We start from the raw sequence: 23,582 nt of genomic DNA on the forward strand, positions 1-23,582 counted from the left end.
TTGTGGAAGTTGAGTAAATGTTCAGTTTCCATGAGAATGTAGCTTATGACTTTCTTCGCAATTGAAAAATCTCTGATGCAACTCAATCAAGGTTTTCGCACAAGAAAAATTTGTTTATCTGCGATCGCCAATAGTGCCAGCAAGTCAGAAGTGCGATCGCGTGGATTGACCCCCCTAGCTAAAACGATGTGTCCTTGTCAAAAGGCAGACTACTAGGCTCTTCACAGTTTCGCAAGTCGATTTCCATCTGCTTGCGGCGTTCTAGATATGTGCGTTTAGAAGCAAGTAGTCTATTCATTTCTTGCTCACCAAAGTTAATCCCTTGTTGAGCGTATCTGGCGGACACTGCATTATAGTTATCAACATCAAGCTTTTTACGTCTTTCCATCTCATCTAACCAGTTTTCACTAGTTCCTCGTGCCAGTTCGGATTCTCTATATTCTGGCTTGAGAGAGCCATCAGGGTTAAACTGCCGCTTTTCTTCATCCGTGAAGAAATCGTAGGCGGTGTACACAGGCCACGGTTCGGGGTCGGTTGCGTCTAAGTCTTGTAGCTGTTCATACTCCTTCTTAAATTTCAGAGCATATTCAACGATATAATCTTCATCAAAACCATCAGAGCGTAATTCTTGAATGTACTCTTCGTGAAGATCACCATTTTGATTGACTTTCTTTTTATACATATTTAACCAACGCTTTAGTCTAGGCATATTGAACTCCCAAAAAATGTCGAACCTGAAATAAAGATATAATATATGACTTTAGAATTTAAACATTTTGACACTAGGTTAAATCAATGGATTCATACTGATGGCGATCAGAAAAATCCTAATTCAATTTTAACTGAAAAACTAGACAATACCCTATTAGAATTTTACTTCCCAGGCAGAGAATTTTCTTTTGGTCATATTGATGAGTATAGTAAAGCAGAAGATTTAAAAAATCATCCTGATGGAAATATTCTGTTACTGTCTTCAAAAACAAGGCTACTTTATGGTTCTCCAGAATGTTTACTAGAAATTGATAAATTATGTCCAGATAGAAAAGACAGAGGTGCTTACGGCTCTATTTTTTTAGGTGCTTGTAAAGATTCAATTCATGAAGAGTTGAATATTTTAGTTGTAGATGATTCTACCGGAGAAAATGGAGGATTACTGAAAAACAAAGATGCTTTTAAATTAGTAGGAGATTGTTATGGACAAATTGCAAAGGATGTTTATGATAAGTTAACTAAGCGGGAAGAACAACCAGATAGAAACTATCGAGTGATTCAGCATCGTTTTGGTTGGGCGGAAACTGATGGAGAAGATAAACAATATCGATTTGGGAAAGGAACTCTACGCCCTCATGATTTAGAAAAATTAACTTGGCGTAAAGGTACACCCAAAATAGATTTAATACTTCCCCTATCAAGTTTCAAAGGAACAGACAAGGATCGCCCTGGTGGAGCAAGCAAACCCCAAATAAAACCAGGATTATACCAGCAAAAAATCTGGCTAGGAGAAAAGTATCAATCGGAGAAAGGTCTTACAGCAATATCTCAACTGTTAGCATCATTCCCCCAAGGGATTAAGGACTTCGCTGAGGAACTAGAGGCGCAGGCTCAAAAATTAGCCGATAATCAAGATGACCCCAGAAAAGTAGCTCAACTTTACTGTGAGAAGTACGAGAAACGTAAAGCTTTTACCGAGTCACAAAAAACATCTTTAGAACAACAAATTACTTTGGAAGTTTTTGATGTCTCACTTGTTAAACAGTTAGAATTACTCACTTGGAATGAAACTGATGAAGAATTTGAAATAAACGATGGGTATGAGCAATCCCAAAAAGATGATTTATTGATGTATAAACTCATCAAAGCTGATTTGATTAGCGGACATAATCAGCTTTTAGAAACCGAGAAAGTTAGAAAAGAACTGAGTAGATTTGTTCAAAATGAATGGAGAGATATTGCCATTGGTAGAACTCTCACTTTTGATAGGGGGATGATTATTCCGTCCAAAGAACTGAAAAATGGTGAAATCTGTGTTCCTTGGATGAATGATGGTGAAAAGGTGCTAAACTTCCGTTCTCCCTTCCTCAACTCCAATGGTTTGTGTGTCTCTACTAATAAGCTAGTTGAAGATAGATTAGCCCCAGATGGAAAGAACTTAGAAGGCATTATCGTAGTAAATGATGAAGACCACAAGCGCATATTAGCAAGACTTGAAACTGAAGAAATAGCACCATTAGAAACCGAATCAGAACGCCAGGGGAGAGACTTTGATGGCGACTGTATTGGTGTAGCACCAGCAAGCAAATACCCCAACTTCACAGCCGAAGCAGAGTATAGAAACCAGCCAGAAAACGCTTATGCTCCTACTGTTAAGCTCAAAAAACAATCATTTTATCTACCCGATGGCACACAACCACCATTTGAAGAAATCGCTATCCACATGAGCGATAGTATCAGTGTCGGGGTAATTAATAATCAAGTTACCGCACTGGAGGCCTTAGAGTCAGAAATTGAGATATTAAAAACTTATGGAACACTTGAGCAGAAATCAGAATACTTAGACCAAGTTGCCAATCATTACCAAGGTTTATTTGAGGCTGAAAATTATCAGAAAGCAAAACCAATTAGGGCAGAATATAGACCATATATGCAAGCGTTTATCGCTCTAGCCCAAGAAGCGAGAACTCCCGAAATTATCCAACAGGCGATGGATGTTAACCGTAAAATGTATCGCCAAATGATTGAGGAGGGATGTTATCAAAATCAGATAGCGGTAGATTTATTTAAGAGTGCTAAAAAACCTGAAATGGATTTAATCAGGGAAAATCAACGCTATTTATATAGAGATGTTAATTATATAAAAGATAAAAAATCCCGAACTGCTTATTTAAATTCCGGTATCACAACTTCAGGATATTCACCAGTAGAATTATTAATTAATCAAACGAATAAATATTTTCAGGAATCACAGTTAGAATCACGTCCCATAATTCAGTTCCAGGATTTATTTAAGGGAGTGGAATTTACACCGCAGCAAAAGTTCGCAGCGATAGCAGCCAAATACGAGTTTGATCAACTGTTCAATGCGGCGGTGACAATGGAAAGGCGACGGGAAATAGAAAGAGGCCCCAGTGCTGTTATCCAAACGAGTCAAGGAGCGCAAATCGAAATCACCAATCTTACTCGCTATGGACACCCTGGTATTTGGCAAGCGCAGAGCATAAACCTGAAACTAGAAGCGATACCAGAAAAATACCAAACCAAAGAACGTCCACATACATTAATGGCTGTAGCGCAAATTAATGGGGAACTAGAAGAGGGAAAATCCGCATACCGGAAGTTGGGGACAGTCTCTGTGGAGTCGGTGGAGCAATATAACCTCAAACCAGGGATGTCTGCTAATAACACCACTTTGGTTGACTTAAAGCCAGAACTGAGCCAGGGACAGACCAAATTAATGTTTGGGCAGGCGTACCAACTTGCAGAAGCATTTCGAGAAAGTATACCAGAACAAGAGAGATTATCGGCGGCAGCAGCAGCGTGGAGTGTTGGTGCAGCTAGACAAGACGAACTAGAGAACAAAGAATCACCAGCAAAAGCACAGAAGAAAATACCCAACTTTGTATTTGCAGCATTTGGGGATGAAATTGTCTCCCGGCTGGAGCAATTGCAATTTACTGAGTTGAGATTAGGGACACTGGGTAATGAAGCGAATAATTTCAAAGAGAAAGTATGGAATAAAGAGGAGAAATACCCCATTGAAATTAGAGCATCCCATCATCCACCAGAACATGACCGTTACGGTTCAAGATTAGTGTTCGTGCAGGATAGCGATGGCGACTACAAGGAATATGCTGCTCTGAGCCGAGAACGAGGACAATTACCCATCGGGACAAAAGCACAAGTTAACTTCATACCGGCAGAAGCTGCAACAGCTAACGCCACCATTTCGCTACCAGGGCGAGAACCAGTAGAGTTTAATATCAGAGAACTGAGCAAGTTTTCTTATGCGGGGCAGTCTTTTCACGCCGAACCAGTGACTTTGGAAATTGGGAAGAAAAAAGTTAAAAGTACAGTAGTCAAGATGAAGTTAGATGGTAAAACTGTGGGAGAATTGGAAGCTAACTCAATTAAACAACTAGAAGCATTCAATAGTCTTAAAGATGGCAAACAATTAACACTGAAGCTAAAAACGATTTCCGGTAGTGAGCATGGATTTGTGATCGCTACTTCACCCAATGACAATTTATTAAGAATCAATAAAATTCACTTTTATGATTATAAAGGTGAAACATTCAACGATAAAGATTATCGGAAACTCACTTTAGAAGTACCACCCTCAAAAACCAGAGATGCAGTATTTTTGAATGGCGAACCGTTAGGAGTATTGCATGAAAACAAGTACAAGGAAGCACTCAGAGAATTGGGTGTACTCAAAGAAGGGAAAATGACCGCAGTAGAGGCGACGCTGCAAAGCAATTTTACGATCACGGTGATGAAAGTTGACCCCCAAACAGTTGAATATCCCGAAGTATGGACAAAAGAAAGTCAACCCAATTCGCAATGGGCTGCGCCCCGCTACGCTAACGCAGTTCGCAATTCGCAGTTAAAAACAATTGCGAACTGCGAATTGCGAATTGCGAATTGTTTTAGTCAGGTTTTTGGTCAACAGTTGAATAAATTGCAGCAGCAACAACAGCAACAATTTGCGGATGCTGCACCCATTTTGTACAAAATCAAAGAGCGACCCACAATTTTGTACGCTACCCCAGAAGATAAATTGCTGGGACTAATACAACTGGTGGTGGACAACCATAAAGTCGAAACTGTAACAAAATGGTTGACCGAAAAGAATATAGCGATCTCTCCAGTGCCAGCAGAAGATGTCCCTCTGGAAACTAAAAAAGGGCTTGCGGTTTTCAATGTGGTGAATTCATCCATTCCTGAATCTGTCTGTCAGGCGATGACTTTTAAGTTTGGTCAGGTGATTGAGTCTCAGCTTGAGTATCAGGAGAAAGTGCGATCTCTGCCTGACCGACCGAAGTATCTCAAACCACCACAGCCACTGAAAAAGAATCAGACCAGTAATGAACAAACTCTAGTTGTCACCCAGCATATTCAAAAAGATGTGGCGATGGCAGAGGTAGCAACTGGTTATAAGCTAGAAGAAAAGCAGCAGGCTCACAGCGCACGCTTTTCATCACCTGCGTTCGTTGTGACTGTTGACCACCTGCGAGAGTGGTACAGTGCTGCGGATAAATTAGGGAAACCAGAAGCATATAAACAAAGGATTGTGGAAGTTGCCAATCGGTATAAATCTGGGAGGCAATTATCACCCGAAGCATTGACGGCAATGGAAAAAGATACAGAGGAATATCAGTCGATTAGTCGGCTGACCAAAATTGCTCAGAGAATAGGTGACGTTTTGGGGCAACCTGGAGAGGATGGTTTTACTTGTGTGCGGGGGAAAATATATGATCTGGCGTTCAATCCCCAGACTAAGGATTTAGCGATCACCTACAGTGGGGCGCAGCTCATCGCTCAAAAAGATGGGGAGGTGATTTTGAGCGTGCAATTAGGGAAGGTACAGACCAATAAAGTAACCCCAGAAATTTTGCAGGTTTTCGAGGATGCTAATACTCAAATAGATAAAAACCAAGCCCAATTCAGAGAGAGAAATCGGGAATTTCACCGATAAAAAAGTTTAATGTGTCATTCAAACCCTATACCAATTTTGCTAATTTTTTGGTAAAGCCCCCGGAGTTATCAGTGGGTTCTACGCATGAAATCTCAAAAAATAATTGTTTTTGGCTTAAAGCTTGATGTACTTTGCCAGTAATCAGCCTTGTTAACATTAACCTTGAGTAAAGTCAGATCCGGTTCATCCAGACCTTTAGGAAACCACATTTGCAGTTGCGACTTCCATTTTTCTTCTATTTTTTTACGGTCTTGCAGCAGTTGTCCTGTACCTGATATAGAAATATATCTTTGTCGATCAGGTGAAACAAAACTGACATTGACATACTGATGGTGTTTAATTTCTGTTGCCTTATGAGAACTGCTGTAAATAAAAAACCACAGCACACCATCAGCGTCGATATTGCCATTAGTTGACATAGGGCAACTATGCAAACTTCCATCTTCATCAACTGTAGTCAACATCCCACTGTCAATGTCTGCTATCAGTTTACGTAGGTTCTGAATTTCTTGATCGCGGTCTATGGAAGAAGAAGTTGTCATTGACTTTACTATATTTCTTTACTTTTGCCTGGCTTAGAGTTGTTCACCACTATCAGTCAAGAGCTTTTCAACCTACTCTCCAGTGTTCACTTTTCTTTTGTTAATTACGTGAGTCCAAAGACAGAATTATTCTAAAATAGCCTTTTTTATATATGTCCATAGAGATAGGTTCATCAATTTTTGAATTAATTGGATTATATTTGGTATTTCTAGGTTTTCTCTCGCTGAAGCACCCTATACAGGCTTGTATCTTCTATGGCAGGCGGTTAAGCCGTCGCGCATTAGCACTTTGCGTTATCGTAGTGAGAAATACTTTGGCGTACATAGAACATCGTCGAAGTCGGCACGAAAATCAAGGTAGAGGCAGTTTAAGCGTAAGCTAGAAATAAAACACTTGGGTGCTATGTCGATTCCAGCAATTTCTGAAGCAATAATACGCCACAACTCAAACGCTTTATCCTACAGTTGTGGTGAAGAATATTACCGCAAGGGAGCAATCGCTGATCTCAAAAAACGAGGCAATCTGATTCAGGCAGAGGTAGAGGGTAGCGAAATTACACCATACCAAGTCAGTATTCGTTTTGATGTAGGCGGAATTACCTCAGTTTATTGTACCTGTGCTTATGATTATGATGGTTGGTGTAAACATATAGTTGCCACCTTATTAACCTGTTCACGTCAATTAGAGAAAATTGAAGAACGTCCAACCCTGGAAAAATTATTAAATCACCTTGATCTTGTCCAAGCACAGCGATTACTGCAAGAACTGGTGGAAAGTAGACCAGAATTAATTGATGATATTGATGAGTTTGTAAGTTTAATAAATTTGCCGAAACTGATAGAAAAACATCCTTCTAGCCGTCAAAGTAAAATTGATACATCACCTTTTCGCTCTCATGTCAAGCGGATTTTGCAGGATGGATTGAAGGAATTAGAGTATGGTACAGAAGATGACCCATTTACCGATGATTTACTGGCTGTAATTGGGAAAGCACGAGAGTTGGCGGAAAATGGAGATGGTAAGAATGCGATCGCTATTCTCGAAACTATCACCGCAACTTATGCCGAAGAATGGGACGAGTTACTAGATTACGGCGGAGACAGTTATTCCATTGCAGAACCTCTTGACAGCGCATGGACAGAAGCAATTTTGTGTGCAGAGATATCTAAAGGAGAAATAGTAGATTTGCAGGTGATGTTGGAATCATGGCAAGACGAAATCAGTGCTGACTTTAGTATGAGTTTGTCAGCATTGCGTCAAGGTTGGGATTACGAACCTCTGCAACAGATGATGCAGGGAGATGACACCGCAGAACTTTGGGAAAATGAACGACCAAGCTTTGCTGATGATTTAGCATTTATTCGCTTGCAAATTCTGGAACGCCAAAATCGTTATACAGAGTATTTAAATCTAGCTTTAGCAGAAGAAATGACTCTGCAATACCTGACGCAATTAGCAGCTTTGGGAAGAGTAGAGGAGGCTATGTCTGCGGCTAAAATCCTGATGGAAAGAGCAGAAGAGGGTTTTGCGCTAGCCAAAATATTGCGAGAAGATGGGTATTTAGTTGAAGCATTGGAAATATCTCAAGCAGGTATACATTTATCCGGTAACTGTTTATATGAATTTGCTACTTGGACAAGTGATTTAGCCCAAGGATTAGACGATAATGCCACTGCGTTAACTGCCAGCATCATTGCCTTCAAAATTAAACCATCATTTCGAGACTATAGAAAAGTGGAAGACTTGGCAGGAGAAACTTGGTTGACAGTCAAACAAGATTTCCTACAAACACTCCGAAGTCAACCAGATTGGGGAATTCAAGAAGCAAAGGTTGATATTTTCCTGCATGAAGGATTAATTGATGATGCAATTACAACAGTAGAAAATGATAGTTACTATGCTTCAAAATTGGTTCATCGAGTCATGGATGCAGCGGTTTTTCATCATCCTGATTGGGTAATTAATAATGCTTGCAAACGGGCAGAACCAATTATGGAACAAGGGAAAGCTGACCGTTATGATGCGGCAGTTAGTTGGTTGAAAAAAGTAAAAAATGCTTATTTTCAACTTGAACAAAAAGCTGAGTGGTCTGTTTATCGCTCAAAACTAGAAGCCACTCATGGACGTAAACGTAAATTAATGGAATTATTTAAAGAACTGAATAAATAAATAGTAAGCTGACGCACATCTAAATTTGATCATTTAGCACTTGAACCCATTTGCAGCCTTAGATTACCTTATAAAACTAGACCACGAACAGCTTATGACTACTTTTGAAATTAATTCCACAAAACTACAAGCACAACTCGCTAAAAAATATTTCGAGTTACACCCTTCTATACAAAAAATTATCCAGTTATTTTCGGTAATTTATGCACCCATAGACAAAAATTCCCTGGTAAGTTGTATTAGTAAAACAGGTGCGTTAGATGAAAATAATAAACCTTGGGGTACTAAAACCCTCAGTCCCAAAATTGATAAATTGGTAAAATCAGGTTTATTAGTACAGGAAATTAGATCAGGTCCTGAATGCCATCCTTTACTCACAGAAATAGCTACTCGTCATGCTGTCCAAACTGGACAGTTTGAAATTCTAGTCACAGCAGTGGAGGAAAAGCTACCCATACGGAAGCACTGGCAAAATGAATCTCGGATGTTCCAAAGCCTGCACCAGTGTATCAGAGAAATCCGCATAGGTTTTTACCGCCAAGACCCTGATTTTATTAATAAGCAAATTGAAGATTACCAGAAATACAGTTATAGCGAAGAAAAACTAGCGATAGAAAAGATATTAGAGCAGATATGCAATAATCCATTTGATGCAGATTGGCTGCATACCCTACCTCAAGGATTATTTGAAAGCTGCATATCTAGTATCCTGCTCAATGCCACATTAAAATTGTCTGCGTCCGAAGATGCGTTTACCTTACTGGAATCAGAATGCTCTACAGATGGAAAATATCATTCAGATTATTTGCACTTGATTTTAACAGAGCAATTGCTGTTAAGAGGTTGTAGCCAAGAAGCACAAGAGAGTTTGGAGAGGATATCTGATGAATATCAAGATAACGCTGCCGTTTTTTGGGGTTGGTTGAGTTTTCTGCGGGGAGAGAACGACCAAGCTATTAAATATTATACAGATGCTCTCAAAGCCCTGAAAAAAGCTACAGGCAAACGCCAAATATATTTCAATACTATAGGCGGCTTATTTTTCATCCTAGCATTATTAAAAAATGGTTCAGCACAACGCCTGCGAGAAGCAGAAGATTACGCCAATCTGATTTCCCGCCAATCAGATAATTGGCTGAGGTTTATTTATGCCAGACTGGAAATGGTACTGCAAGTCCAGCAAGGTGATATTACCAAAAAACAATTTGTAGTCAGTTCCCATATTTCTTCCGTAGAAGAAGAAAATAGTTTACAAACATTGTTTTGTTCACTATGCCTTTACTGGATGGATGCTGATAGTGCCAAAAAACGCTTACCTAATTTATTAGAGCCATTATATAGGCGATCGCTTGCCTCCGGTCATCACTGGTTGGCAATGGAAACCGCAGAACTCCTATCCCGGCTCAAACCAAGCAGTAACTATCATCAACAAGCAGCAACACTGCGAGAAGATAGCAGTTTCCATTCCATCGTAGACCTAATTCAACCCCAAGAAGCTTGGGAAATGTGCTTAAATGCCCTAGCAAATCTCCAGAAAGAATCACAAACACACCCAAAAGCAGAGTCAGAACTGCGTTTAGCATGGTTCATTACCTTCTATCCCAGCAGATGTGTCTTGCAACCAAAGGAACAGAAAGTTAATGCCAAAGGAGAGTGGAGTAAAGGTCGTCCTATAGCCCTCAAGCGTCTGAACAGTGGATTATCTGAGTTTGATTACATCACATCCCAAGATATGCGGGTATGTAGTTGTATTGAGGTATATAGTGAGGGCTATTACGGCAAAGTTGAGTATATGTTCAATGAAAAAGCCATCTCTGCCTTAATTGGACACCCGTTGGTTTTTTGGGAAGATACACCCAACATCCGTGTAGAAATTGTTAAAGGAGAACCGGAACTACTAGTCAAAAAAGAAAAACTTGGTCGTCTCACCTTGGAATTTTCTCCCAAGTTACCAGAATCACAGAATATTCTGAATATTAAAGAAACGCCAACCCGGATTAAAGTCATTGAAATCACTGCCGAACATCGACGTATTACAGAGATCCTTGGTAAAGATAATAAATTAAATGTGCCTGCGATCGCCGAGAAGCAAGTTTTGGCAGCTATTAATGCCGTCTCTGGCATCGTCACGGTGCATTCTGACATCGGTGGCGGCTCAGAAGGTGCAGAAGAAGTAACCGCCCAGACTCTCCCCCATATTCACCTCTTACCAGCCAATACTGGCTTGAAAGTCACCATTTTGTCCCGCCCCTTTGCCCAAGGTGGCCCCTACTACCGTCCTGGTGCTGGTGGTGAAACTGTTATTGCCGAGATTGACGGTCAACGTCTGCAAACCAGACGCAATCTGCCCGAAGAGAAGCAACTGGCCAAAAACGCTGTAGCCGCCTGCCCTACCTTGACGCGAACTGAAGAACAAGATGGTGAATGGATTATAGTTGACCCAGAGGAATGTTTAGAACTGCTGCTAGAACTGCAAGGATTGGGAAACAGCGTAGTCATGGCATGGCCAGAAGGAGAAAAACTACGTGTTAGCCACCATGCAGACCTGAAGGACTTTAATTTATCAATTCAACGTCAACAAGACTGGTTTGCCGCCACTGGTGAGTTGAAATTGAATAGCGACCTAGTGCTGGATATGCAGCAGCTACTAGAACTATTGGAGAAAACCCCCAGTCGTTTTATCCCTCTTGGTGATGGTCAATTTCTGGCTTTAACCCAAGCTTTTCGCAAACGTCTGGACGAATTGCGGATGTTTTCGGAAAAACATAGTAAAGGTATCCGTTTTCACCCATTGGCAACATTAGGATTAGAGGATTTTGTTGATGAAGTAGGTAAGGTAAAGGCCGATAAACACTGGAAAACACATATCCAGCGTCTCCAGGAGGTGAAAAATCTCCAACCAGAACTCCCGTCTACATTTCAGGCAGAACTACGTGACTATCAAATGGATGGATTCTGTTGGCTGGCGCGGCTGGCACATTGGGGTGTGGGTGCTTGTTTAGCAGACCAAATGGGACTGGGTAAGACCGTGCAAGCCTTGGCTGTCATCCTGAGAAACGCCCATGAGGGGCCAACCTTAATTATTGCCCCGACTTCCGTGTGTATGAACTGGGTGAGTGAAGCCCAGAAGTTTGCCCCAACCCTAAATATTATTCAATTTAGTGGTGCTAACCGCCAAAAATTACTGGATGGGTTACAACCGTTGGATATGTTGGTATGCAGTTACGGTTTATTGCAGCAGGAAGAAGTAGCGCAAATGCTCTCTGGGGTACAGTGGCAAACGATTGTTCTGGATGAAGCCCAGGCGATCAAAAATATGACCACTAAACGTTCCCAGGCAGCCATGAACCTGAAATCTAATTTTAAGTTACTGACTACTGGGACTCCCATTGAAAACCACCTGGGCGAATTGTGGAATCTGTTCCGCTTTATTAATCCTGGATTATTGGGTTCTTTTGAAAGCTTCAATCAACGCTTTGCTATTCCCATTGAAAAATATCAGGATAAACTTGCACGCAATAAACTCAAAAAACTGATTCAACCATTTCTCTTGCGACGGACTAAAAATCAGGTGCTAGAAGAGCTACCTTCTCGTACCGAAATTCTACTTCATGTGGAGTTGAGTCATGAGGAAAAGGCATTCTATGAAGCATTGCGCCGTCAGGCTATATCTAAACTCAGTGAAAGTGGTGCAGAAGCCGGAAATAAACATTTGCAAGTTTTAGCTGAGATTATGAAACTGCGTCGCGCTTGCTGTAATCCCATCTTGGTGATGCCTGATACTGAATTATCTAGTTCCAAGTTGCAACTTTTTGGTGAGGTGTTGGGTGAACTTCTAGAAAATCGCCATAAGGCATTGGTGTTTAGTCAGTTTGTTGACCATTTACACATCATCCGAGATTACTTGGAGAAGCAAGGTATTCATTATCAATACTTAGATGGCAGCACTTCCGTAGCCGAGCGCAAAAAAAGGGTGGATGCGTTTCAAGCAGGGAACGGCGATGTCTTTCTCATTAGCCTCAAAGCGGGAGGTACAGGACTTAATCTAACTGCCGCCGATTATGTCATCCATACAGACCCCTGGTGGAATCCCGCCGTGGAAGACCAAGCCTCAGACCGCGCCCATCGCATTGGTCAACAACGCCCAGTGACAATTTATCGCTTAGTAGCAAAGGATACTATTGAAGAAAAAATTGTAGAATTGCATCACCACAAGCGAGACTTAGCAGACAGCCTATTGGAAGGTGCTGATATGAGTGGCAAGATATCAACGGAAGCTTTGTTACAGTTGATTAGTGAAGGTTGAACTTCCCACTACGAGATTTATAACCTCCTACCACCATTTCGTCCTTATACAAGGACTTACTGATGTCTATCAGAATATAGTGAGTGGGAGGGTGAGAACCCCTCCGCTTCAGCGAGGGTGATGAAACCCGAAGTATGTTAACGAACGATATTGTGATTTTTTCATACAGTAATACCTTGGGCAACAAGGATAATTTTTTGATTTTTCTGAAAATTTGCTGGTTAAAATAATCAGAAAATCTGATGTTTGACCCATCTGGGACCCAGATATGATCTCCAGTTACCCTGGAAAATGTCAAAATGAAAGGTGTTTTGCCATCGCCACTTTCCACGGTGGGTATTTGAGATTAATAAACTGGATAATTTATGGGTAAGCAGCGTGTTCTTTCTGGAGTTCAACCAACTGGTAATTTGCACTTGGGTAACTACTTAGGCGCAATTCGCAACTGGGTAGAAATCCAAGACCAGTATGATAATTTCTTTTGTGTCGTAGATTTACACGCGATTACTGTACCGCATAATCCAGCGACCTTGGCAGCAGACAGTTATACAATTGCTGCACTTTATTTAGCCTGTGGTATTGACTTAAACCACTCCAACATCTTTATTCAATCCCACGTTTCAGCCCATAGTGAACTCGCTTGGTTACTCAATTGCATCACACCCCTAAATTGGCTGCAAGACATGATTCAGTTTAAAGAAAAAGCAGTCAAACAAGGGGAAAATGTTGGTGCAGGTTTGTTAATGTACCCAGTGCTGATGGCGGCTGATATTTTGTTGTATCAAGCTGATAAAGTGCCGGTGGGTGAAGATCAAAAACAACACTTAGAACTGACACGGGATATTGTCAACAGATTTAATCACCAATTCGCCAAGGATCAGCCTGTGCTAAAATTGCCAGATCCTTTAATCCGTAAGGAAGGCGCGAGAGTGATGAGTCTAACGGATGGGACACGCAAAATGTCTAAATCCGATCCTTCAGAGTTAAGCCGGATTAATCTTTTAGATGCACCAGATCAAATTGCGAATAAAATTAAACGCTGTAAAACCGATCCAATACGCGGCTTAACCTTTGACGACCCAGAACGCCCAGAGTGCAACAACTTGCTAACGTTGTATATGCTACTCTCTAGCAAGACCAAGGAAGAAGTCGATGCTGAGTGTCAAGATATGGGCTGGGGACAATTTAAGCCATTGTTCACCGAAACAGCAATTAATGCTTTGAAACCCATCCAAGAAAAATATCAGCAAATCATGGATGACAAAGGTTATCTAGAGTCTGTGTTGCGTGATGGTAGAGAAAAAGCCGAAGCCATCGCCAACCAAACCCTAAGAGATGTAAAAGCTGCGTTGGGTTATTCAATGCCTTTGTGAGTGATGAGTGCTGAGTAGAGAGTGCTAAGTAGAGAGTGCTGTTAGCGGTAGCGCGGCGTTTAGCCGGTGCTAGTTAAGAGTTTTTCTCACCTACTTCTTCCCAGTACCCAGTCCCCAATCCTCAGAGGTTCTTTAATTTTGAATTTTGAATTGAATAGTCCCTAGTCCCTAACAATTTCTCTTTAAGGTGGGATTCATAATACCCTTGAAGAGAAACCACTTATCAACATTATAGAACATAACCATAGCCCTAGCTATAGTACATTGAGTAATTTCCGTCAAGCCGCACAAGCGGGAGAATTTTTAGTTACCGCCGAGGTAGCACCACCAAAAGGGGGAAATTCCACCCACATGATTGAAATGGCGGCGACCCTTAAAGAGAGGGTTCATGCTGTCAATATTACCGATGGTAGCCGTGCAGTGTTGCGGATGTCTTCGTTGGTAGCTTCAGTTATTTTGTTACAAAATGGGATTGAACCAATTTGTCAGATGGCTTGCCGCGATCGCAACCGTATTGGTTTACAAGCCGACCTCATGGGCGCACACGCCCTTGGTATTCGTAATATTTTAACCTGAGTTCGGGTTAAGCCAGAAGCTAAAAAGCTTGTTCCGTAAGGATTAAGCATAACTCTAAGTAATAAAAGAAGCGATTAGAGATCAATCATTTTGTCAATAAGGTTCACAAATGAGTCTAATCTCAACAATATGCCTTATTGAGAAGAAATTAAAACAGAGCTTCAGACCAAACAACGAGGAATCAAGGGTTTTGAGGATTTCTTATCCCGAACTCAGGTTATTTTAGCTTTGACTGGCGACCCAGTAAAAGCAGGCGATCATCCCGAAGATACTTGTGGAAAAGCTGTGGAATCAATCCAGAAAAATTCGGCTAATAATAAGATTTACAAAAATTGCAACTGCACACTAGAATTTTAGAAAAAATCAAGCGATAGGGTTTTTCCTATCGCTTTACCCTGATCACCCCAAAATCCCAATCACCGCCGCCAGCACACCAGCAGCGCGCTCTCCCGTTGGTACAAACACCCGCTTGCGCCATTGAATAATTTCGGTGAAACATCCAACAGCCACAAGCTGATCAGCCAGTGGAAGGGCATCGACTACTTCTAGACGTGGCTCACCAGCAACATAAGAACGTCGCAAAGTTACGCCACCCGGCAACTGCTGAGAGTACCCTTCGTTCAGCACCAGTGAAACCAATTCTCCTGGACTCAACAACTTGTTTTTCATACCAAGCTGTTCTGCCACAGATTGAATATCTTGTGCATTGACCACGCGCCCCAGAACCTTCTGTCCATCCGAAGTTTGCAATCGGAACACCCGGCTGTTCTTCTGAGGCAGAATTTTCCAGATTGGTAGCAGTATGCCTGTCACAAGGTGAAGATAATCAGTAGTGAATCTGGGCAGTTCGTCTACCTCCTTCGACCATGCCGCAACAAAGGCCTCAGCCGAAACCTGCTGCCAAGTGGAAGATGAAAGCTTATTAACAGGTAGGCGCGTCTCTTTCTGTGGACGCACCAGTAGAACCCGTGGAACAACACCACCATCAGAGTCAAAGAAACTATGTGTAGGAATTGACACGGCCGCATTCCCAGACTTGGAGTTGATCAGAAATTGCCCCTGATACTTGCCAACAAACTCCAGCATTTCCTCAGCCGTTCTGATGTTGTTCCGTTGAACTCGCTCAATCTTCAGGTAATTGGTCACGCTACCAGTTTGAGGATGTGTATAAACCGATTCCTGACTATCAATGGTAAAGTGTTCAGCCCGAAGAGTTTCTACACCAACTTCAAAAATACCATTTGCGATCGCAGTTTCAATTTGTTGAGAAAGCAACAACTCGAACCTCTCGAATATGACATTCTGCATCCCAATCCTCAAAGCCAGCAGCCGATTGAGGAACTGTCGCAGAGGTGGCAAATCTATTTTCATACCGCCTTCGTGAGATGTTAGCGATAGTCCTGTCATCTGCTCGAATGTCCCTAGTGGAACTTCATAGAATCGACCTTGGAAGATTTGCTTGAATAACTCATACAGTGCGTACTCTGCGTACTGGGATTCAAGATTATCCTTAGTGTCGAATATTCCATTCCCCCCAGTCTGCCGTTGCCCCCGTGTCAGTGCGCCCAGGCTGTCCAGCCGTCTAGCAATCGTGCTGATGAATCGACGTTCACCGCGCACATTAGTAGTAACTGGACGGAACACTGGTGCTGAGGCTTGGTTAGTCCGGTGCGATCGCCCAAGCCCTTGAATCGCGTTATCAGCCCTCCAACCGGCTTCGAGCAAATAGTGCGATCGCCGTCTACGATTTTGTGCGTTGAGGTCAGCATGATAGCTACGACCAGTACCACCAGCATCAGAGAAGATGATTATTTGTTTCTCATCAGCCATGAATGCGGTAGTCTCCGCGATGTTAGCACCACTACCACGAGAATCCACAAACAAACGCCCAGAATCATCCTTGAGAACTCGCTTGCTACGACCTGTAACTTCAGCCACCTGTTTGTGACCAAAGTGCCACAGCAGTTGTTCTAAAGCACCAGGAATAGGGTCAAGGCTTGCTAGTCGGTCAACCAGGGCATCTCTTAAGTCCACAGCTTCTTGAGATACAATTGGAGAACCATCGGCATCAAAGGCTGGTTCAGAACGCTCATCTCCTTCAGAGGAAGAGTAAATCTCGTGTAAGTGTACGGGAAATGCACTCATGAGATAATCCATCGCATACTCACGGGGAGTTAAGTCAAGGTTTAAATCTTTCCATTCTTCTGCCGGAACTTCATTGAGTCGGCGTTTCAATAATTCCTCGTTGGTAGAAACTATCTGAATTACAACAGCATTACCCGCAGCTAAATCACTCTCAATTGCTTTGATCAGCATGGGACACTTCATCCCCGTAAGCAAATGGTTAAAGAATCTTTGCTTGTGAGATTCAAACTGAGACAATGCAGACATTTTGGCCATACGATTGTATGTTTTCGCACCAGTGATGTTACAAGCTTCTAGGGCTTTATGAAGGTTATTGTGGATGATTTGAAAGGCATCGGCGTATCTGTTATAAATACATTCCTGAGTAGGAGTGAGTTCGATTTCTAACATCTCGTACTCTACCCCTTCAAAGGAGAGCGATCGCGCCAGATACAGACCCAACGCCTTCAAATCCCGCGCCACCACTTCCATTGCCGCAATACCACCGCCCTCAATGGATTCCACAAAATCCTCACGGGAGGTAAACGGGAAGTCGCCGGTTTGCCAAAGCCCTAAACGGTTAGCATAGGACAAGTTAGATACTTTGGTTGCGCCGGTGGCAGAAACGTACACGACTCGTGCTAGAGGAAGTGCGTTTTGCAGTCGAAGCCCAACAATACCCTGCTGGGATGCTGCGACCATGCCCAGTTTCCCCTCTTGAGCCATTGCATTGCCCATTGCGTGGCACTCGTCAAATGCGATGGTCGAAGACCCACCTTCGGTGATCGCACCCTCAAAGTCCTTGCCAGCCCACTCAACAATTTGCTTAAGCCGACTTTTGCCGTTCTTTTGGGAGCGCATAGTTGAGTAGGTGCAGAACAGAATGCCGTGAGTGAAGGGGATGGTTTCACCTAGTTTGATGTTACTCAGGTCGATAATGTCCTTTTCAGCACCACCCAAAGCACACCAGTCTCGTCGTGCATCTTCAATAAGGGCAGAACTTTTGGAAATCCAGATGGCTTTCTTTCGTCCTTGATACCAGTTGTCGAGGATGATTCCCGCACATTGTCGCCCTTTACCTGCACCTGTGCCATCACCCAGAAACCAGCCACGGCGAAATCTAACGGCATTTTCTTCGCTATTCGCTGCTACTTTAATATTGTCCCACGAATCATCCACCAAGTATGAGCCTGACAAAAACTCAGAATGGGCTTGACCTGCGTAGATCACGCTTTCTAATTGTGCTTCTGAAAGCAATCCTTGGGTGACAATATTACTTGGGAGATGGGGTTTGTAGGTGGGTGCTGGTGGTGAAACAAGTGCTAGGGCTGCGCTTTCACACAGCAGCGACGGATGTGGTTTTGCGTCTTTGATTCTCAGCCTTTGTGGGCGATAGGTTTCGTAAAGGGCATCTTTCAGTCCTTCGCTGGCAGACCACTCGATGACCTCGTATTCCAGAACGACTACATCTGGGATTTCTGTGGAGGGTTCTGGTTGTGCCACTATGATACGTTTTGGCAGCTTAACCACCTTTCCCACCGCCGCCGCAGCTTTGGTAGTTTCAGCCTTCCACTGCAAACGCCCCGGCAACTGCTCAATCAATGCCAGTATTTCAGGCAAATCCAGGGTTTCGGGGATACACGGGATGTCAGTGGAGTCAGCCGGAATTTTGTCAATCACGGTAATTCGGGTTTCCATCGTCGTCCCGTGCTTGCTGTACACCTTGCCACTGACCCCAACCGACAGCACTACGCTAGCTTTCTCCTCCATCTTGACAAAAGTCTCGCGCCAAGTGGGATTATTGGGAGAAAACCAGTTAGCCGAAATTGTTACCAACCGCCCACCGTCCGTCAGCTTTTGTAGTGCTGAGTTGATATGCCTGGGTGTTGCATCGGGATTGCGACTGTTGATTTTGGGGGACGTAGAGAAAGGAGGGTTCATCAGGACTACAGATGGCTGAGTTTTCCCTGCCAGATAGTCGTTGATTTGTTCCGCATTCACAGAGAACAATGGAACGCCAGGAAACAGCCGTCGCAAAATCTTGCCTCTGTCTTCTGCCAGTTCGTTAAGCATGAGGCTTGTACCTTGGAGTTTTGCAAACTGAGCCAGAATACCAGTGCCAGCAGATGGTTCTAACACCAAATCATTGCTAGTGATTTGTCCTGCTAGAGAAACCAAGTATGCCAGAGACAAAGGTGTAGAAAACTGCTGGAGTTGCAATTGTTCTTCACTGCGGCGAGTATGCGTGGGACACAGAGACTCAAGCAGTTGCAATTGAGCCAGAGGATTTTCTGATAGTCCCTTTTGCCGCAGATATAGAATTGCCGCAACTTCCACAGCTTCGTAGGCATCTTTCCACTGCCATGCCCCCTCAGCCGCAGTGCCAGAGAAACATCGATTCATCTGCGACTGGATTGTTTTGGTAGTTAGCGGACGTTGATCAATTAAGGTCTTAGCTAGTTCTTGGGCAACATTAAGGATTGATTGCCCGTAATCCAGAAATGTTTGTAGGTCAAACAGAGAACCTTGTGTAGCGATTTGGCTGACCATAATAGATATATTAGTGTTTCACAAAAACTTGGCGTAGCCTTGAAGAAAGCAGTATCAAATCAAACTCAACTGCTTAACGTAGATTTCTGCGGAATGCTCACGCGCAATCCACTCAAACGCACATTCGAGATTGTTCACAAACTCTTGCCAGGACTGCGGCGGTGGGATATTGCGAGATGTTTGATCAGCCGCATACTTGTTTACCAAGTCAGCCAACTCAAGTAAGTGCGAATATGTATCAAAAGCCGCATTTCTGCATTTTTCGCGCACTTTCCGTTTAATACTTCCTGGCGATGTTTTCCAGAATATACTGTTGTGTAACTTGTGATACTCATCAGAAAGTGCAATCGCTGCTTGTAGATGCTGTCGGGCAATCGCAAAATCTGGGTCAACTGGAGCATATTTAAGCGCAACCACTAATGCACAGTACGCTGCTTGCATTTTTTTTGATTCTTCAATGGTGATTCTGAGCGACCATAAATATCAACTGGTCGCTCAATTGCTGATGTTTCTGAACTAAGCAACTTTCTTGCGTGATCTGCTGGTTTTTTGAGGCGATTTATCTTTGGCAGATTTGGGTTTAGTTGTAGTTGATTTCTTGGTAGTTCTTTTGCGTTTTGTTTGAACTTCTTTTGCTGGCGGTAGCAGTCTTAATGTAGGGAAGAGAAGTACATTTGATTGCATTTCGGGGCTATAATTTTCCGATGCTGTTAGTAACTCCCAAGGATCAGGTATTTGTTCAAACTGTGGTTTGTTAATGGTGATTTGTTGTGTTTCAGTATTTAATTGAGGTGCATTCACTGAAACTGGGGCTAAGTTTTGACTGTACCAAACGGCAAAAAGTCCGTTCACAAAATCAGTCATCAGCACTAGTAGAGTTGCCCAGAAAACAATTTCAATTAAGAGGGTGATTGTCGATTGTAAGTTCATTTGATTTCTCCATTACGATTTTCACAAACTTTTTGCGAAGCATTCTCATGCCTGTATATCCAATTCGTAATTTTCATCAACTATTAAAAGCAGGGTGCATCTCCCAAATTAAATCCGATATCAAAGGAACTGCACTCAAGATTTCTCCTTCAATAAGCTGACAAGTAATAGCAATATCTGTTGCTAATTCAGTTACTGTAAAATATGTATTTTTATCAGTTTCAAACCAGTAATCTCCGCGACCTAGTAGAGTCTGATAACAATCATCTAAAGCTTCTAAAAAGTGAGTATGATTGCCCAAAGTAATTAAGTTTTGTAATACCTTCTCACTTTGGTTATTTGTGAGAATTATTTCGTAGTTTTGCATTTTGAATTTGGATGAAGATTTTTCACAAGCTCTTTGCGAAGCATTAAAAAAGCCGCACAGATATAAAACTGTGTGGCTACTTACATCTAAATACTTGAATTATCTATTGCAAAAGTTAAGATATAAAAACAAATTAATCCCCTTTAAAAATGCCCAGCAAAACCATCAATGTCCGAGAATATACAGTCCGAGCGCACCAACGTACAATTCACACTCGCGTTTTCAACTTTGTTTGTAAACAATGCGACCAACCGACAACCAGAGAAACCTTTGGCGTGCGTCCCTTGTACTGCGAGAAATGCCGACCACCGCAAGCTCCCAAGAAATCGCCAGTGCCTCTGAAGAAGCGCAAGCCAAGACCGATGACATATAAGAGCGATGGGTGAAGTTTCTAGCTGACTAAATCAAAAAGAAGCTATCAAATAAGTATTGACAGCTTCTTTTCACTTAGTTTTTAATTTTTACTTTTTATATAAGTACGACGTTCTCCTCGACTAAAGAAAGATGCTGATTTTAGTTTCCAAGGGATAAAATACTCAATATCATCAGTTCCAGTCAATGAGATAAAATTACCTTCCAAAGTAATTGATTTTTCAATGTGATTAACTATTTCAACATTCGGCTGGATGATTTTAATGATTTTTTTAATAGACTCATTATCAATGAAGATTTTTGAAAAATCAGGACAATTAAAATCAATCCAACCTTGAGGGTGAATGGCACAGATTAGAGCTATATTTTGATACTTTCTGCCGTGGTAATTCTGGCAACCTACGCAAGAAATTGGTCTGGATAATTGTTCCTCTAAAGTGACATACTCCTACACTGACTCTTCTCTACGAGAGGCTTTCGCCAACGAGTACAGTGTAGGCTTCCAAGACAATCCGGCTATCGCTTAGGAGACTCTTGGCTTTAAGAACGGGATGCCCCACCGCTCTATTTTTTATATTTATCGCTGCATTATGGTCACGGTCAAGACTACACCCACAATTAGGGCAGTTGTGCCAACGTTCATGCAGTTTTTTAGGAACTTTCACACCACAGTTAGAACAATCTTGACTTGTACCAGACGCTTTAACTGGGATGACCAACAAACCAGCATTTTCGGCTTTGTTTGTCAGTATCGACAGAAAGCTTGACCATCCAGCATCAAGCACAGATTTTGCTAATCGGGTACGTGCAAGACCTTTAAAGTTCAAATCTTCAACCGCTACTACGTCATATTTTTTCAATAAGTTGTTAGCAGTTTTGAAATGAAAATCTTTGCGTTTATCAGCTACTTTTTTATGCTGCTTACCCAACTGTTTAACGGCTTTTAATCTCCGGTTACTCCCTTTTTTACAACGGGAAACACGTTTTTGAATAACTCTTAAACGTTTTTGAGCTTTCCGGTAGTGTTGGGGAATAGAAACAGTTTCTCCTTCAGAAGTAGTCAGGAACTCCTTTAATCCTACGTCAATCCCAGCCATTAAATCCGGGTTGAAATCAGGCTTTATTTCAGGAATCGTTGAGTCTTCCAAGCTTAAGGTTACATAGTAGCCATCAGCTTTTTTGGTGATAGATGCTGTTTTGATTTTGAACCCATCCGGGATTTGCCGATGCAAAACAACTTTAATGTTTCCGAGTTTGGGTAGTAATATTTTGCTGTTACTTACGCAATCAGGCTTGACCCTTGGATACAAAAAAGTTCGATAACGGTTGCGTGTCTTAAACCTTGGTCTACCGCTACGCTTGCCGTTGCTATCACCTTTTAAAAATCGGTCAAAAGTCACCTTGACTCGCTTAACTAAATCTTGTAAAACATCAGAGTAAACATCCTTATAATGTGGATGCGTTTCTTTAAGTTTAGGAAGTGTTCTTTTTTGTCCAAAATATTCTGGGTTATCCCTTAATTCTGGTAAGTGGCAAACGAGAGGACAGGCATTAACAGGGCAACGGTTTTGCTCATACCAGTTAAATCTATCTGCCAGCAAATAGTTATATTGAGCGCAACACATAGACAACCATCTGTCTATTTCTTGCGCTTGTTGATTTGTTGGGCGTAGCTTGTATTGGTATGCCGTTCTCATCCGTTTATTACCTCCTGTTATAGATATGATAACATGAACGAGGATACATTGAGGATATTTCATGAAAGAAGATTATTTAAGAATACGGATGAGTAAGCGAAGGATGGATAAATTGCGTTTATATGCTCAAATGAAAGATACAACTATGACACACGTTATTGAAGATTGTATAGACTCGTTAAAAATTCCAGATATTGATAAAAACTCAACTGTCCCTCTTCCGGTCAATCCTGCGGATTGATGTGGTCAAGGGACTTTTCGTTTTTATCTCGCAATTCCTCTCATCACCTCCCTTCGGGTAGGTGAGAGGCTCCTTGCTGTTTAAGCTGAAAAATTCCGTGTTGTACATATTCAAAAACTACTATCCAAAATCTTAGAATCTCTTTCAAAATTTACAGTATTTCTAGAAGTGCTAGGAATGAGTTTTGTTATCTCTGGCAGCACCTCCAAAAATAGAGACAGGACTTACGCAACTGGCCCAGGGCGATCGCACTCCTGCTAATATTCACCAACGAACTCAAAAGTTTTACCCATATCGTTCATTGTGATCGTGGGGAAACGATCAGCGAAATCTTCATAGTCCGAAACTTTACCGCCGCAGGGGTAGGGGTTTGCTTTCTCAGTTCTGGCAGAATTCCTAATATCAAAAAATCTCTTGATGAGCGCATTTTAAATTTTCTCTTTCACCTGTACCCAATCAGTCAAAACAGCGATACAGCAAGCAGTTAGCGTAGGGCGGCGCAAGCATTTTGTCTGATGCCGCGCCAGATATCCGCCTTCATCTCCTCCTTCTTGAAAAGTTACTGATAAGGGCGTGAAGATTTTATTAGCAATATCCAACGAAATCGATTTTGACCAAGCCATATTTATTTACCACCTAATC

The 23,582-nt window shown here is 42.1% G+C and carries 15 protein-coding genes and 1 pseudogene; 8 read left to right on the forward strand and 8 right to left on the reverse strand.

The window, feature by feature from the left end:
• Nucleotides 1–45 precede the first annotated feature (45 nt).
• Entirely contained in the window at nucleotides 46–216 is a 171-nt protein-coding gene (locus VB693_RS14630) for a hypothetical protein (RefSeq protein ID WP_323266894.1), read from the forward strand.
• Here the strand turns inward: VB693_RS14630 and VB693_RS14635 are convergent.
• Nucleotides 179–709: a hypothetical protein gene (locus VB693_RS14635; RefSeq protein ID WP_323266895.1), complete on the reverse strand. Its 531-nt coding sequence runs from the start codon at nucleotides 707–709 to the stop codon at nucleotides 179–181. The genes VB693_RS14630 and VB693_RS14635 overlap by 38 nt on opposite strands.
• A 45-nt stretch (nucleotides 710–754) precedes the next feature.
• On the opposite strand from VB693_RS14635, the gene VB693_RS14640 reads away from it, so the two are divergent.
• A complete protein-coding gene (locus tag VB693_RS14640; protein WP_323266896.1) occupies nucleotides 755–5,692 on the forward strand; it encodes a hypothetical protein in 4,938 nt (1,645 codons plus the stop codon).
• A gap of 92 nt (nucleotides 5,693–5,784) precedes the next feature.
• Here VB693_RS14640 and VB693_RS14645 read toward each other — a convergent pair whose 3' ends face one another.
• Nucleotides 5,785–6,234 (reverse strand): pyridoxamine 5'-phosphate oxidase family protein, encoded by a 450-nt coding sequence (locus VB693_RS14645; RefSeq protein ID WP_323266897.1) that lies wholly within the window; start codon nucleotides 6,232–6,234, stop codon nucleotides 5,785–5,787.
• Nucleotides 6,235–6,637: 403 nt separating this feature from the next.
• On the opposite strand from VB693_RS14645, the gene VB693_RS14650 reads away from it, so the two are divergent.
• From VB693_RS14650 to VB693_RS14665, 4 genes and pseudogenes are all read left to right on the forward strand, one after another.
• Entirely contained in the window at nucleotides 6,638–8,404 is a 1,767-nt protein-coding gene (locus VB693_RS14650; RefSeq protein WP_323266898.1) for an SWIM zinc finger family protein, read from the forward strand.
• A gap of 94 nt (nucleotides 8,405–8,498) precedes the next feature.
• Nucleotides 8,499–12,710: a DEAD/DEAH box helicase gene (locus tag VB693_RS14655; RefSeq protein ID WP_323266899.1), complete on the forward strand. Its 4,212-nt coding sequence runs from the start codon at nucleotides 8,499–8,501 to the stop codon at nucleotides 12,708–12,710.
• A 365-nt stretch (nucleotides 12,711–13,075) separates the two neighbouring features.
• Nucleotides 13,076–14,083, forward strand: a complete 1,008-nt coding sequence (gene trpS, locus VB693_RS14660; RefSeq protein ID WP_323266900.1) for a tryptophan--tRNA ligase — start codon at nucleotides 13,076–13,078, stop codon at nucleotides 14,081–14,083.
• A 231-nt stretch (nucleotides 14,084–14,314) separates the two neighbouring features.
• A pseudogene (locus tag VB693_RS14665) lies at nucleotides 14,315–14,653 on the forward strand (methylenetetrahydrofolate reductase); the annotation flags it as partial.
• Between the two features lie 405 nt (nucleotides 14,654–15,058).
• On the opposite strand, the gene VB693_RS14670 reads toward VB693_RS14665, so the two are convergent.
• The 4 genes from VB693_RS14670 to VB693_RS14685 all read right to left on the reverse strand — a co-directional run bounded on the left by VB693_RS14670 (nucleotide 15,059) and on the right by VB693_RS14685 (nucleotide 20,630).
• Nucleotides 15,059–19,333 carry a strawberry notch-like NTP hydrolase domain-containing protein gene (locus tag VB693_RS14670; protein WP_323266901.1) on the reverse strand — a complete coding sequence of 1,425 codons (4,275 nt, stop codon included), beginning with the start codon at nucleotides 19,331–19,333 and terminating at the stop codon, nucleotides 15,059–15,061.
• A gap of 54 nt (nucleotides 19,334–19,387) precedes the next feature.
• On the reverse strand, nucleotides 19,388–19,774 hold the full coding sequence (locus VB693_RS14675; protein WP_323266902.1) for a hypothetical protein: 387 nt from the start codon (nucleotides 19,772–19,774) through the stop codon (nucleotides 19,388–19,390).
• A 75-nt stretch (nucleotides 19,775–19,849) separates the two neighbouring features.
• Nucleotides 19,850–20,263, reverse strand: coding sequence for a hypothetical protein (locus VB693_RS14680; RefSeq protein ID WP_323266903.1), 414 nt, complete (start codon nucleotides 20,261–20,263; stop codon nucleotides 19,850–19,852).
• Between the two features lie 76 nt (nucleotides 20,264–20,339).
• A complete protein-coding gene (locus VB693_RS14685) occupies nucleotides 20,340–20,630 on the reverse strand; it encodes a hypothetical protein (RefSeq protein ID WP_323266904.1) in 291 nt (96 codons plus the stop codon).
• A 149-nt stretch (nucleotides 20,631–20,779) separates the two neighbouring features.
• On the opposite strand from VB693_RS14685, the gene VB693_RS14690 reads away from it, so the two are divergent.
• Complete coding sequence (locus VB693_RS14690; protein WP_323266905.1) at nucleotides 20,780–21,016, forward strand: hypothetical protein; 237 nt, start codon at nucleotides 20,780–20,782, stop codon at nucleotides 21,014–21,016.
• Nucleotides 21,017–21,466: 450 nt separating this feature from the next.
• Here VB693_RS14690 and VB693_RS14695 read toward each other — a convergent pair whose 3' ends face one another.
• Nucleotides 21,467–22,699, reverse strand: a complete 1,233-nt coding sequence (locus VB693_RS14695) for a transposase (protein WP_323266906.1) — start codon at nucleotides 22,697–22,699, stop codon at nucleotides 21,467–21,469.
• Between the two features lie 61 nt (nucleotides 22,700–22,760).
• Between VB693_RS14695 and VB693_RS14700 the strand changes: the two genes are divergently transcribed.
• Nucleotides 22,761–22,940, forward strand: coding sequence for a hypothetical protein (locus VB693_RS14700; protein ID WP_323266907.1), 180 nt, complete (start codon nucleotides 22,761–22,763; stop codon nucleotides 22,938–22,940).
• Between the two features lie 428 nt (nucleotides 22,941–23,368).
• Here VB693_RS14700 and VB693_RS14705 read toward each other — a convergent pair whose 3' ends face one another.
• Nucleotides 23,369–23,563 carry a hypothetical protein gene (locus VB693_RS14705; protein ID WP_323266908.1) on the reverse strand — a complete coding sequence of 65 codons (195 nt, stop codon included), beginning with the start codon at nucleotides 23,561–23,563 and terminating at the stop codon, nucleotides 23,369–23,371.
• Nucleotides 23,564–23,582: the final 19 nt, after the last annotated feature.

The sequence above is a fragment of the Anabaena sp. UHCC 0399 genome (assembly GCF_034931465.1).
GTDB lineage: Bacteria > Cyanobacteriota > Cyanobacteriia > Cyanobacteriales > Nostocaceae > Trichormus > Trichormus minutissimus.